This window comes from Mesorhizobium sp. M0088 (assembly GCF_040322895.1).
Lineage (GTDB): Bacteria > Pseudomonadota > Alphaproteobacteria > Rhizobiales > Rhizobiaceae > Mesorhizobium.
Genome location: NZ_JAMYUI010000034.1, coordinates 59,269 through 72,548, shown reverse-complemented (window position 1 = coordinate 72,548; position 13,280 = coordinate 59,269). Strand labels below are relative to the sequence as shown.

11 protein-coding genes and 1 pseudogene are annotated in these 13,280 nt (G+C 64.1%); 7 read left to right on the top strand and 5 right to left on the bottom strand.

Features of this window, described 5'->3' with window-relative positions; translation table 11 throughout:
• The first annotated feature begins 66 nt into the window (after positions 1 to 66).
• Together NKJ67_RS31430 and NKJ67_RS31425 are read left to right on the top strand one after the other, a co-directional pair.
• Positions 67 to 723: a DUF1007 family protein gene (locus NKJ67_RS31430; RefSeq protein ID WP_502905253.1), complete on the top strand. Its 657-nt coding sequence runs from the start codon at positions 67 to 69 to the stop codon at positions 721 to 723.
• Positions 724 to 738: 15 nt separating this feature from the next.
• Positions 739 to 1,455 carry a nickel/cobalt transporter gene (locus tag NKJ67_RS31425; RefSeq protein ID WP_352585176.1) on the top strand — a complete coding sequence of 239 codons (717 nt, stop codon included), beginning with the start codon at positions 739 to 741 and terminating at the stop codon, positions 1,453 to 1,455.
• A 400-nt stretch (positions 1,456 to 1,855) separates the two neighbouring features.
• Here the strand turns inward: NKJ67_RS31425 and NKJ67_RS31420 are convergent, their stop codons facing one another.
• Positions 1,856 to 2,203 (bottom strand): DUF2934 domain-containing protein, encoded by a 348-nt coding sequence (locus NKJ67_RS31420; RefSeq protein WP_352585174.1) that lies wholly within the window; start codon positions 2,201 to 2,203, stop codon positions 1,856 to 1,858.
• Positions 2,204 to 2,293: 90 nt separating this feature from the next.
• Positions 2,294 to 2,902, bottom strand: a complete 609-nt coding sequence (locus NKJ67_RS31415; protein ID WP_352585172.1) for a BA14K family protein — start codon at positions 2,900 to 2,902, stop codon at positions 2,294 to 2,296.
• A gap of 258 nt (positions 2,903 to 3,160) precedes the next feature.
• Between NKJ67_RS31415 and NKJ67_RS31410 the strand changes: the two genes are divergently transcribed.
• Genes NKJ67_RS31410 through NKJ67_RS31400 form a run of 3 tightly spaced genes read left to right on the top strand, consistent with a single transcriptional unit; the run spans position 3,161 to position 8,474 of the window.
• Entirely contained in the window at positions 3,161 to 7,285 is a 4,125-nt protein-coding gene (locus NKJ67_RS31410) for a Pls/PosA family non-ribosomal peptide synthetase (protein WP_352585170.1), read from the top strand.
• Between the two features lie 14 nt (positions 7,286 to 7,299).
• Positions 7,300 to 7,767: a GNAT family N-acetyltransferase gene (locus NKJ67_RS31405; protein ID WP_352585168.1), complete on the top strand. Its 468-nt coding sequence runs from the start codon at positions 7,300 to 7,302 to the stop codon at positions 7,765 to 7,767.
• A complete protein-coding gene (locus NKJ67_RS31400) occupies positions 7,764 to 8,474 on the top strand; it encodes a 4'-phosphopantetheinyl transferase family protein (RefSeq protein WP_352585166.1) in 711 nt (236 codons plus the stop codon). Before NKJ67_RS31405 ends, NKJ67_RS31400 begins: the two co-directional genes overlap by 4 nt.
• A 248-nt stretch (positions 8,475 to 8,722) precedes the next feature.
• Here NKJ67_RS31400 and NKJ67_RS31395 read toward each other — a convergent pair whose 3' ends face one another.
• Complete coding sequence (locus NKJ67_RS31395) at positions 8,723 to 9,868, bottom strand: KamA family radical SAM protein (protein WP_352585164.1); 1,146 nt, start codon at positions 9,866 to 9,868, stop codon at positions 8,723 to 8,725.
• A 716-nt stretch (positions 9,869 to 10,584) separates the two neighbouring features.
• Between NKJ67_RS31395 and NKJ67_RS31390 the strand changes: the two genes are divergently transcribed.
• Complete coding sequence (locus NKJ67_RS31390; RefSeq protein WP_352585162.1) at positions 10,585 to 10,962, top strand: hypothetical protein; 378 nt, start codon at positions 10,585 to 10,587, stop codon at positions 10,960 to 10,962.
• A gap of 29 nt (positions 10,963 to 10,991) precedes the next feature.
• Here NKJ67_RS31390 and NKJ67_RS31385 read toward each other — a convergent pair whose 3' ends face one another.
• Positions 10,992 to 12,548, bottom strand: coding sequence for a serine hydrolase (locus tag NKJ67_RS31385; RefSeq protein WP_352585161.1), 1,557 nt, complete (start codon positions 12,546 to 12,548; stop codon positions 10,992 to 10,994).
• Positions 12,549 to 12,651: 103 nt separating this feature from the next.
• Here NKJ67_RS31385 and NKJ67_RS31380 point away from each other — a divergent pair.
• Positions 12,652 to 12,985, top strand: a pseudogene (locus NKJ67_RS31380) (AMP-binding enzyme); the annotation flags it as partial.
• A gap of 70 nt (positions 12,986 to 13,055) precedes the next feature.
• Here NKJ67_RS31380 and NKJ67_RS31375 read toward each other — a convergent pair.
• Positions 13,056 to 13,268, bottom strand: a complete 213-nt coding sequence (locus NKJ67_RS31375) for a tautomerase family protein (RefSeq protein WP_352585159.1) — start codon at positions 13,266 to 13,268, stop codon at positions 13,056 to 13,058.
• Positions 13,269 to 13,280: the final 12 nt, after the last annotated feature.

The following is a 13,280-nucleotide window of genomic DNA, read 5'->3' as shown; positions in this document are numbered from 1 at the left end:
TTAACCGCATGTCCCATTTCGGCCTGCTTGCAATGCCAGACGTGCTGCCTGACCGGAAACGATGAAGTGCGAGTGAAAATGCGACCGAAAGGCATGGTATCAGGCGTCGCGCTGTTGCTCGCTTCCGCCGCGGCGGCGAACGCCCATCCGCATGTCTTTGCCGAAGCGAAGCTCGACCTGACCGTCGGTCCAGACAGGACCGTTAAGTCGCTTCGGCATCTCTGGCGTTTCGACGACCTCTTTTCCAGCACTGTGCTGATGGAATTCGACAAGAATTCCGACCTTGTCCTTGATGCAAAGGAACTCGATGAGGTTGCTATCACCGTCCATGCGTCGCTGGCCGAGTACAACTACTTTCAGATGGTGACCTTGAACGGCAAGGACGTGACGATGGCGCCGCCACCGAAATTCAGCGTCAGCTTTGAGAATGATCAGCTCGTTGTCCAGTTCGAAACGCAGCCGAAGGACTCGTTGGCTCTTGCTGGAAAAGTCAGCATCGGCGTCTATGACCCGACCTTCTACACGGCGATCGATTTTACCGACGACGACAAGATTGCTGTGGCTGGCCTGCCTGAAGCCTGCTCGCGCGCGGTCGTGCGTCCCGATCCGGACACGGCCATCGCGCAGAACCAGAAGAGCCTGACAGACGCGTTCTTTAGCGACCCGACGGGGACCGATCTCGGCAAAATTTTCGCGACGCGCCTTGAATTGACGTGCGGCTGAAGCGGAGCCGTTTCGATGGCCTTATTCCAGACGATTGTCGAATTCCAGCGTACGATCTACCTGGCGCTGGCCGAGCAGATCAAGCTGCTTTCGGCCGGTGGCGATTGGCTGGCATTCATGGCCTTCCTGCCGATGGGGGTTCTATTCGGTGCGGCGCACGCCTTGACCCCTGGGCACAGCAAGGCTGTACTCGCGACATATCTAGCTGGTTCAGACGCGAAGGTTTCGCGCGGCCTTCTCGTATCACTGACACTTTCCTTCACGCATGTGACGATTGCGGTGATGATCGCAGCTCTCTCGTTGCCTCTCGTCTCAATTGCCCTGGGAAGCGTTGGCCGCGCTCCGCTGCTGGAAGACATCAGCCGCGGACTGCTTGGGTTGATCGGACTATGGATGCTGTGGCGAGCACTCAGTCATGGGCGCCATCACAAGCACGAAGGTGAAGCTGTCGGAGTCATGGCCGGACTAATTCCTTGTCCGCTCACCCTATTCGTCATGACATTTGCGATCACGCGCGGCGTGCCGGCGGCCGGCATTCTGTTCGCCGGCACAATGATGATCGGCGTGGCGATCACGTTGTCAGCCGTCGCAGTTCTCTCGATCCTGTTACGCGAACGCCTGGTGAGGTTTGTCGAAGGCAGGTCGCGTCTATTCGAAGCGATCACCCGCTCCATTGAGGGCTTGGCTGGCACTGCCCTGATCGTCCTCGCGATCCACGAAATACGTCCCTGATTTGACGAAGCGCCGGCCAAAACGCAAAAACCCGCTTGTGCGGCGGGTCACTGGCGCAAATCAGCACCATAGGCAGAAATGTAGCATAGCTGCCCTCACCCGTCAAGAAAAAATTCCTATCGACGTCGGCACCCGCTGCCCGCCGGACCCGTGCACTCCCGACAAAAAATCCAGCGGCGCAATTGCGGTGGAGGCCGACATTCGAACGAAAGTAAATTCAGATCCAGCTTGACGGAACATTAGCCATAACTAATTGTTGATCTGTGCGGCAGGTGGTGCCCTCCATCGCCTGCCGAAGATCGGCCGTCCGATCGGCCCGCGTCCTCCGCCAGAGGCGCGGGCTTTCGGGCCGGGTGACCGGCCAGCCCTCGCAACGGTATTTCTGTCCTTCAGCCTCCGGTCATTTCGCCAGTCCCTCGTCAGAGCTCCTCCGCCCCTTGGCCTTGAGGCTGCGGGCGGCTTGTTCGACGGCGGCGCGGTCGTTGCCCAGGCGGTCGAGCAGTTCCTGCGCCTCGTCGCCCGATATGCCGGTGCGCACCGCCAGCGCCTCGACCTCCAGCACGTCGGAGCTGGCGATCTCGCCGGTTTGAGGCAGCGCATCGTCCGCCGTCAGCGGCAGGGCCGCCTCGCGGTCGACCTCGGCCTCGGCCTGGTGCCAGTGCCGTTCGGGGTCGCCCTGCATGCGGCCATCCCGTTCCCAGATCTGGTAGGCGCGCTCACGAATTCTGTCGTCCCGGTCGTCGCTCATGGTCAGTCCTCCTTTGGGTCAGAGTTGAACGCCGCGCCAATGCGGACGCTCCGGATAATCCGCGCGATCGGATCGTGCGGCGCGCGGGCTCTACTGGCATTGCCGCCTCGGGCCGCCGGAATATGGCTGGTAGGAGTTGTCTTCCGGGCGGTAGGAGCGGTAGCGGCTGAAGCAGTAATCGACATGGTCGGCCGAAAGTGCTTCGCCGCCACCATCGGCAACGTAGACGCCCAGGCCGGCGCCGTTTTCGTCGCCATCGCCGGCAACCGGCGGGACAGGCTGACCGGCGGCTTGAAGATAGGGCGAGATGCAGGGGCGCAGCTGCCCGCTGTAGGAGCGATAGCTGTTGTCGTCCGGATGGTAGGAGCGATAGCGGCTGGCGCACCAGGCGAGATGCGGACGCGGCAGGTCGGTCGCCTTGGGCGCGATGGCGCCGGTGACGGTGGGGTCGCGCGGTGTTTCCTGCGGTTTGGCGGGGATGTCGGGCGGCGCGGACTGTTTGGCCGGCAGGCGTTCGAGGCCCTGCCCGGCTTTGTTCACCGGCCGCGCCTTCTTGGTCCACAGCTCCGCCACGCTGACAGTAGCCGTTGCCTGGCGCGGCGGCTTCGCGGCAAGCAGCCAAGCGGCGAAGCCCAGTCCGCTGCCGAAGACCGCAAGGGTCAGCACGAAGCCGCAGACCAGTCCCAAAACCGCTTTCACGACACGCTCCTTAAGTCCCTGCTCATAGAATGCGGGGCCTCAAGGCTGGTTCCAGAAAAACGCCGGGTGCACGCCCTCGCGTGCCGCCGAGCGCGCCCGGCGAGAGCCGCCAAGGGAGGCTCAAAAGAGCGCCCAGACACAGTTCAGAAACAATATTCAACAGTTCGGAAAAACTGCCGAAAAGATCGGATGGCATAAGCTCCCACAACAACTGGAAAAATGGCCGTGCCGGGCGATGCCCGGCCTGGACGGGAAAGTATGGAAATGGATCACGGTGTCGACATCGCCGAACTGGACGCGGAACGATCGGGGCTGGAAAGCGGCCCGGCAGATGTCGATGCGCTGGTAAGAACGGCCCCCGCGACAGCCAGGCGCGGGCAGATCCTGACGGGCGCCGACTTTGCCCGGCACGGCCTCCCCGGCGAGCGGCTCGACACCGTCTTCGAACAGCTCGCCGAAATGTTTGCCGCGCTGCCGGCGGTGATCTCCGACGGGCGTGTCTGGACCTATCGGGAACTGGACAGCCGTGCCAACCAGTTCGCCCGTCTGCTGGTCAAGCGCGGCGTGCGGCCGGGCGACCGCGTCGGACTCATCCTCGACCGCTCGGCGGAGACCTATGTCGCGCTGCTCGCCGTGATGAAGGCAGGCGCTGCCTTCGTGCCGCTGGCCACCGCGTTCCCCGAGGAGCGGATGGCGCTCATCATCGAAGACGCCGGCGTCAGCCTGATCGTCACCATCGCCGCCTATGCGTCGCGCGCCGGTCAGCTGCCGGTCCCGCATCTGCTGATCGACAGCGCTGCTGCCGAAATCTCCAGACAGTCCGACGCGCCGCTGAAGCCGCATGCGAAGGCCGCTTTATCGGACGACACCTGCTACATCCTCTACACCTCGGGCACCACAGGCAAGCCCAAGGGCGTGGTGATCAAGCACCAGAGTTTCGTCAACTTCATCCGCGTTGCCGCCGCCTCCTACGGCTACCGGCCGGGCGACCGCGTCTACCAGGGCATGACGATCGCCTTCGACTTTTCCTCCGAAGAGATCTGGGTACCGTTCGTCGCCGGCGCGACGGTGGTGCCCGCTCCTGGCCAGATGCCGCTGGTGGGCGAGGAACTCGCTGACTTCCTGCGCCTCCACGACATCACCTGCATCGCCTGCAGCCCGACGCTGCTGTCGTCGATGACATCGGATGTGCCCAGCCTGCGCACGCTGCTGGTCGGCGGCGAGGCCTGCCCGCACAATCTGGTGGTGCGCTGGTCGAAGCCGGGCCGACAGATCCTTAACACCTACGGCCCGACCGAGGCGACCGTCACCGCCACAATGGGCGCGCTGACGCCGGACAGCCCCGTCACCATCGGCGCGCCGCTGCCGACCTACTCCATCGTCATCCTCGACGCTTCGCTGCCGCAGCTTGCCGAGCCGGGCGAACTGGGCGAGATCGGCATTGCCGGCATCGGGCTCGCGGTCGGCTATCTCAACAGGCCCGACCTGACCGAACAGAAATTCATCGCCGATTTCGTCGGCCTGCCGAACAACCCGTCGAAGCGCATCTACCGGACCGGCGACCTTGGCCGCATCAACGACCAAAGCGAGATCGAGTATAACGGCCGCATCGACACCCAGGTGAAGATCCGCGGCTACCGCATCGAGCTCGGCGAGATCGAGGCGGTGCTGCTCGACCAGCCCGAAATCGCCCAGGCCGCCGTCACCACCTGGGAGATCGAGCCCGGCCGCGTCGAACTCGTCGCCTATTTCGCGGCGAAGGCCGGCCAGAAGGCGATCTCGCGCGCCGACCTCGCCAGGACGATGAAGCGGCGGCTGCCGGATTACATGGTGCCCTCCTATCTCGAGGAGCTGCCTGTTATCCCGATGACGGTCTCCAACAAGGTGGATTTGCGCCAGCTGCCGAAGCCGACAAGCGTGCGGCTTTCGGCCGATCGCGCCATGGTCGCGCCCGGCAATGACGACGAGCGTTTCATGGCCGACGCGCTGGCCGCGGTGCTGAAATTCGAAGAAGTGTCCGTCGAGGACAATTTCTTCGACGATCTCGGCGCCAACTCGCTGCTGATGGCGCATTTCTGCGCGCGCCTGCGCACCAGGAAGGAATGGGCGACGGCGTCGATGCGCGATATCTATCTCCACCCGACCGTGGCGCGGCTGGCGCTGCACCTGGGCGTGGCGGACGAGATGACGACGGCCACCAACGAGCCCGTCCTCACCCGCCGGGCCTCGAATTTCGCCTACTGGACCTGCGGCGCCGCACAGCTGCTGTTCTACGCGCTCTACAGCTATGGCGCCTTGTGGGCGGTCAATGACGGCCTCAACTGGATGTATGACGCGCTCGACGATCCGCTGCAGCTCTACATCAGGTGCGTGGCGCTTTCGGCCGCCGTGTTCTTCGGCATGTCGGGCTTTGCCGTCCTCGCCAAATGGGTGCTGGTCGGCCGCTGGAAGGCGGAGGCGTTTCCCATCTGGGGCGTGCGCTACCTCCGCTTCTGGGTGGTCAAGACATTGATTCGCACCGCGCCCGTCGTGCTGTTCCGCGGCAGCCCGCTCTACAGCATCTACCTGCAGCTTCTGGGCACCAAGCTCGGCAAGAACGCCGTCATCGAATCGAAATCCGTGCCCGTCTGCACGGATCTCATCTCGATCGGCGCCAACACCATCCTGCGCAAGGAATCCATGATCCTCGGCTTCCGGGCGCAGTCCGGCTATATCCACACCGGGCCGCTGACCATCGGTCGCGATGCCTTCGTCGGCGTCGGCTCGACGCTCGACATCGACACCCGGATCGGCGACGGCGCCCAGCTCGGCCATTCGTCCTCGCTGCACCGCGGCCAAAGCATCCCCGACGGCGAACGCTGGCATGGCTCGCCGGCCGTGCCGACCACGGCCGACTATTGCAAGGTGCGCAATGTCGATCCGTCCAACATCCGGCGCTTCCTCTTCGAAGCGGTTCAGCTGATCGGGCTGTTTGCCATCGTCACTCCCTTGCCGCTTTTGTTCCACAGCTATTGGGAAAACGTCGGCGACGACTACCAGGAAACGATCGGCGTCGTCGCGATCGGCACCACGGTCACGCTGTTCGGCTACATGGCCGCATCCTTCCTGGCGGCGACGCTGGTGCCGCGCCTGGTCAGCCTGCTGTTGAAGCCCGGCCGCACCTACACGCTGTACGGCTTCCGCTACTGGCTGCAGACCGTCGCTGAATTCTCCAGCAACTCCCGCGTGCTCGGCCTGCTGGCCGGCGACAGCTCGGCCATCGTGCACTATATCAGGGCCATCGGCTGGAACCTCAACAAGGTGGTGCAGACCGGTTCCAATTTCGGCTCCAACCAGCAGCACGAAAACCCGCTTCTGTGCGAGATCGGCACCGAGACCATGGTGTCGGACGGGCTGTTCATGATCAACATGCACAAATCCGCCGCCGCCTTCAGGCTCGAGCCGACGAGGATCGGCGAGCGCAACTATCTCGGCAACAACATCTACTATCCGCCGGACGGCCGCACCGGCGACAACGTCCTGCTCGGCACCAAGGTGATGATCCCCATCGACGGGCCGCTGCGCGAGAATGTCGGGCTTCTGGGTTCGCCTGCCTTTGAAATCCCGCGCATGGTGAACCGCGACAAGGAGCTCATCGCCGGCATCGACGAGGACGACCGGCGCCGGCGCATCCCGCACAAGAACCGTCACAATCTGGTGACAATCCTGCTGTTCGTGGCAACGCAATGGGTCATGCTGTTCGCCACGCTGGCGATCTGGGACCGGGCGCTGAACTATTATACCGAATGGGCTGAAGTCGCCCTGTTCGTCGCCGTGCTCCTGACCTCGGCGATCACCATTCCGTTCTACATCTTCGTGGAACGGGCAAGCCTCGGTTTCGGCCGGCTGAAGCCGCAGATGACGACGATCTACGACGTCGCGTTCTGGCGCCACGAGCGCCACTGGAAGCTGGCGGATTCGCCGATCGTGCGGCTGTTCGCCGGCACGCCGTTCCGGCCCATGATCCTGCGCATGCTGGGCGTCAAGATCGGCAGTCGTGTCTATGACGGCGGCAGCAACCTCACCGAACGCTCGCTGGTGGAGATCGGCGACGACGCCACCCTCAACGAGGGCTGCGTCATCCAGGCCCATTCGCTGGAGGAAGGCGCCTTCAAGTCCGACTTCATCCGCATCGGCAAGGGCTGCACGCTCGGACCTTCAGCCTTTGTCCACTACGGCGTCGTGATGGGCGAAGGCTCGGTGGTCGATGTCGACTCCTTCGTCATGAAGGGCGAAGAGCTGGAGCCCAACTCCATATGGCGTGGCAACCCGGCCAAGCTGCACCGCTTCGTCGAGCCGATCACCGACGATGGCTCCAAAGTATCGGCCACGGCATTGGCTTGAAGAAGGGCATCGGCTTGAACACCGGAGACATCCGTCTCGTTGCCGTGACCGAGGCCAACCGGGCCCTGGTTACGGCCCTGGAACTCGCCCCGGAGCAGAAGGATTTCGTCGCCGGCAATGCGGACTCGCTGGAAGAAGCCGGGACTGACGAAGACGCGCGGCCACGCGTCGTCATGGCCGGGACCCGTGTCGTCGGTTTCCTGATGTACGAGGCGCCCGAGGATGACGACGAGGCGCGCATCTACCGCTTCATGATCGACCGCGCTTCTCAAGGCAAAGGTTACGGCAAGGCCGCGCTGCGCGAAGTGCTGGACGAAATCCAGGGGCTCGGCCACATCAGCCACGTCTCGATCTGCTACGAACCGGAGAACGATGCGGCGCGAAACCTCTATCGCAGCGCCGGTTTCGTCGAAGAAGGGCTCGACGAGGACGGCGAAATGATCGCCGATCTCGCTTTGCCGGCACGGACGCACGAGCCGTGACGCGGCTGCCCGAGGAAATCGCCTTGGCCGAAGCGATCGCCGCCATCGCACCATCGGGAGTCCGGATCGGATGTCGCATGATCCGCGACGGCGACGAGGCCCATCTGCTGCCCGGGGAAGCGCATTCCCTCCCCGCGCGCCAGCCCGGCATGCGGCGCGCCAGCGGCGCGGCCCGGTGGATCGCGCACGGACTGCTGGCGGAGCTTGGCGTCGGCGACGTCGCCATCCTGCGCACGCCAACCGGCGCGCCGGTCTGGCCCGACGGGATAACCGGTTCGCTCGCGCACGACGACGACATGGCCGTGGCGGCGGTTGCCCCGATTGGCGATATCGCCTCGCTCGGCATCGACGTCGAGCCTGCGCAGCCTCTCCCGGATGATATTTTGGCGCTCGCGACAACGCCCGCGGACCGCACGGACGCAGCCGGCCGGCATCTTGCCGGCCGCATCCTCTTTGCCGCCAAGGAAGCCGTCTACAAGGCCGTCTATCCGCTCGATCGCGAGGTGCTGGGCTATGAGGACATCACCGTCGACCTGAACGCAGGCCAGGCGACGACGAAGACGGGCCGCAAGGCCAGGCTCGTTTACTGCGCTGCCCCGCGCGTGGTGGTGCTGGCGTTTGTCGATGGAGATGGGGTTTGGGGTCGGCGCGATTATTCTGCTGCGCTACGGCGTCATGAGTTCCTAGCCGAACGCGGCAATCGTTGACGTTGGCGCTGCCCCTCACTGTCCTGCCGGACATCTCTCCCCGTATAGTGACGGGGAGAGAGGGGCGGGCGGCGACGCCGGCATTCTTCCCGCAACGCTGGAGATTGGCGAAATCGCCGATGACAGCACCCCTCTCCCCGTCACTATACGGGGAGAGGATGCCGGCAGGCAGGTGAGGGGCGGCGCAGACGCTGGCCATTATGAACGGTCGCTGTGACGCTGTAGGATTATCCGGGTGGATCCTGGCGTCACGAGCCTGGAATCTTCGAAGACTGTTCCTCTTGCGCGCCAACGATCTCCCTATATCCCCTCACCTCGCCATCGAGCCCGCGCAGCCGCCAGTTCTCGCCGTCCCGTCCCTCGACATGGCAAGGCCCGATCGGCACCTTGCCGCCGCCTTCCGGCAGGTCGAGCACATAGACGGGGTTGCAGATGCCCGACAGCCGCGCCCGCAGCGCTTCAGTCAGCGCCTGACCCTGTGCAATCGTCGTGCGCCGGTGCGCCATGCCGCGCGCGAGGTCGCCATGGTGCAGGTAGTAGGGTTTGACGCCGAGGCGGTACATCAGCTCGCGGCAGAGCTCCTCCAGCGCCTCGATGCTGTCGTTGACGCCCTTGAGCAGAACGCTCTGGTTGAGCAGCACGAACCCGGCTCGCCGAAGCGTGCGGCAGGCCACCTCGGTAGCGCCGGTGATTTCACGCGCGTGATTGAAATGGGTGACGACAGTGACCATCAGCCGGCCCTGCAGCGCCGCGACGAGCCCTGATGTAATGCGCGACGGCAGCACCACCGGCACGCGCGTATGGATGCGCAGCAGCCGCACATGGGGGATCGCTTCGATGCGCGCGGAGATTTCGGCCAGTGCCTTGTCGGGCAGCGACAGCGGATCGCCGCCGGTCAGGATCACCTCACGGATTTCGGGATGCTCGGCGATATAGGCCAGCGCCGGCTCCAGCGCCTCGTGCGTATAGCCACGACCGATCGAGGTCAGCGATTCCTTGCGGAAGCAGAACCGGCAATAGACCGCGCATTGATAGGTCGGGAACAGCAGCACCCGGTCGGCATGACGGTGCGTCAATCGCGGCACCGGGCTGAAGTCATGATCGGAGATCGGATCGTCGAGCTCGCCTTCCACCTCCTCCAGTTCCTCAGGCGACGGAATGACCTGCGCCCGGATCGGATCGGCGGGGTCGTTCCAGTCGATCAGGTCGAGATAGGCTTTGGGCGCGCGCACCTTGTGCTTCACCGCCGCGGCCTGGGCGGCTGCGCGCTCGGCTGGGGACAGCGGGAGGGACGCCAGGTCGCGCACGTGGCGCACGCCGGCGCGGACGTCCGCCTGCCAGGCGGTGTCGGGGCCGGCGGCGGGTGCATCGTGGAGGTTGGTGTCTGAAGTCATCAGGGTTCTCAGGACAGTTTCTGGCGGAGCTATCGGCCGGATGGCCAGGCTGGTCAACCTTCCGGGGTGGTCGCCGCCATCAAATCCACCGCCTGCAAATCCGTAGGTATTTAGCCAAAATGGCACTATTCTGCGCAGTCTGGGCTTCAGGGAAAACGAATGGATTTCAGCACAGGCCATGGTTACCTGCTCATCGGCGGCCTCATTCTCGTCGGTACTGGGCTGCTCATCCTGTCGCTGATCGTCAATTTGCGCGTCGCCCACAGTGTGCGCGACGACGTGCGCCATCGCGAAAAGCTGCTGGAATACCACCGCAACATCTTCTCGCAGTTGGGCGTGATCCTGATCGGCATCGGCGTGTCCCTGTTCATCTTCTTTTTCCAGCAGAATTACCAAGACCAGCGCAGACGCGAAGCGGATCTTCAGCAGGTTCTGGCCAAGCTGGCGGCGCGCATCGCTCGTGGCGCTCCCCTCGTCGAGTCACTTGGCGAATTCGACGGGCTGCTGGATGACGGCGGGGCCTATATTAGTCCCGAACTTGGTGGACCAACGCCGCCATCGGCGCGCGGGGAGCGGAGCTTGGCAAGCAGGTCCGCGAAATCCTGCTGGTTGAGCGCGACGTCGACATCCGGGACTTCGACATCCTCAACCTGTCGCGCGATTTCGAGTCGTCGTTCGTCGTCAACGAGCTCGATCCGACGCTATGGTTCGACATCGTGCGCGACGAGAGCGAGATCAAATATGCCATCACCCAACTCACCCTCGACTACAAGGACCTGCAGGATGCGATCGGCGGCGAGCCGATCGAGGTTGCGATCGCCAATCCTGAAACCGAGCGCAAGATCAAGCACGAGGTGCTCGACATCTTCTACGATGCCGACCTCTTGCGCCAGCGCAGCAGGCGATTTCTTGGCCGCGCATGCTGGCTTCTCAGCCACGGACGCAGCTTCGTCAGTCTTGCACCGGTCGACGCGATCGAAGCCGATGCGAGGTCACATCAGGAATGGATCGACAGATCGAAGCCCTTGCTGGCGCAGACGAAATCGGGCAACGGCGATTGCTTCAAACTGCTCCGATACGGCCCCGCATCCTGAACTCCCGGCGGCACCGTTCGATTTGGAAGTCAGTCCCCCACACGTTGCAGCGTGCCGAGATGATTGTCGTCGAGAAAACCTACGGTCATGGCCGACGCCTTGCCGTCAGCGCCGACCACAAAACTTACGCCCGAGGGGCTGTCCGGCGTCTCCGCGTCGGGGAAGGTCAGGAAAAGGTCACCGTCGAAATGCGTCAATGAATAGGACCGGCCGGCGGCCGGGCCTACCCTGAGCACAAGGTCGTCTCCTGCTTTCGACACAATCGCGTCGCCGATGAAGTCGTTGGCGTACCGGCCGGCATAGACGCTGTCCGGCCCGGCTGGCCGTGGCGGAGACGGCGGCGCGGCATAGGCGGCCTTGGCCGCCGCGACCGCCGGACCGAACAGGCCCGCATAGATATCATTCCACGCCTTGACCCAGTCCTTCTCGACGTTACCGTCGAAGACGAGATCGGCGAAGCTGTCGGACAATCCCTCCGGCAGGCCAGTCGGAAAGGCGTTGGCGACGATGACGATGCCCAGCTTCTCCTTTGGGAAGACCGTCACCAGGGTACGCGCCCCGACGCTGAAGGCGCCGGCGTGGCCCCAGCTCAGGCCGTGTCGGCCGAATTCGACGTTCCAGCCGAGGCCGTAGAACGATGCGCCGCCGGAGACGGGGTTGTTGCCGCGCGCTATCAGCGGAACATGCGTCTGGCTTAGCGCATCGGCGGCAATCAGTGTCTTGCCGGCATAAACGCCGTTGCCGAGGATGAGGCGCACCCATTGCGAGAGGTCACGTGCCGTAGAGCTGACGCCGCCGGCGGGCGCCTGCGCATCCGGATCGCGCTCTATCCTCGCGGCCCAGGCGCCATCGACCTTGACGTGAAGCGCGGCGCGGTTGCTTTGCTTGACGAAGTCTGAATGACGGGAACTGGTCGAGGCCATGCCAAGTGGGCGGTAGAGCCTCTCCTCGGCGACCTCCTCCCAGGGCTTTCCTGTCGGCCTCGCGGCTGCCACGGCACCCTCTGTCAATCCGAAATTGCTGTAGGAATACCCGGCGCGGAAGCTCGACGATGGTGGCACGAACCGCAGGCGATGCAGTATCTCGACGCGGTCGTAGCCAATGCCTTCGAGGTCGTCTCCGGCGGTGCCCGGAAGCCCGCTGCGATGCGAAAACAGGTCACGGACGGTGAGTTGGCTCGCCGGATAAGGATCGGCCAACCGGAAGGCCGGATCGAGATCGGCGATCTTCGAATCCCAGGACACGATCCTGTCGCTAACCAACGCCGCTACGACGGTGGCGGAAACCGGCTTGGAAAGGGAGGCGATCTGGAACACCGTGTCGGCGTCGACGGTCTCAGGCTTGCCGGCCTCGCGATGCCCAAAACCCTTGAGGAAGATCACCTCGTCATAACGCACGACGCCGATGGCGAGACCGGGTATGGCACCGTCCGCGACGGCGGCTTCGGCAAGCGCTTCGAGCTTCGACAGGGCAGCAGTGATGCGCTCAGGCGTGAGGGTATCGGCCGGCGCCGTGCGCGGCCAAAGCGCCATTGCGGCGATGAAGACCCAAACCCTCCACTGACACAGATTCCGGTTCAGCCGCATGCACAAGCCTCCTCCCAAGCATTCACAAGGCCATGATACAGGCCCGCACGGGTGAGGCCAGCCCTTCTCGGGCCACTCGTGCAACCGGACGGTCGATCTCCTGATCGGCCGCGCCGACGACGTCATCGCCTCTGCCGGGCTACCGCATCGACGTCGAAAGCGCGCTGATCGAACATCCGGCGGTCAACGAGGCAGCCGTCGTCGGTGTGCCCGACCCGCAGCGCACCGAAATCGTCAAGGCCTTAGTCGTTCTGGCGCCCGCCTTTCGAGGCAGCGAGGCGCTGGCCGAGGAACTGGCGCAGCATGTCCGCAAGCGCCTCTCGGCCCACGCCTATCCGCGCAAAGTCGAGTTCGTCAGCGAGTTGCCGAAGACGCCCAGCGGCAAGATTCAGCGGTTCCTGCTGAGGAAGGCCGAGGTGGAGAAGCGGAAGGGGTGACGCTGCCGATCTCCTTGTGGGGGTCCGAAGGACGGGCGAGACCCGTGGCTCGCCCGGGAATAGCTCGGCACTACTCCTTTGGGCGAAAAACCTCCGGCACGACGAACACTTCGTCGGCCCGGCCATAGCCGCCGTCGGCGACCTCCTCCACCAGCACCATCGTGAAGGGGCGCACACCCTCACCGAAAAAGTCGACGAACATCGCTGTCGTTCGATGGATGAGGTCTTCCTTCTGCGCCCTGGAGAGCGCCGCTTGCGGTAACTTGATGTTGGCGAATGGCATGATCTTTTCCTT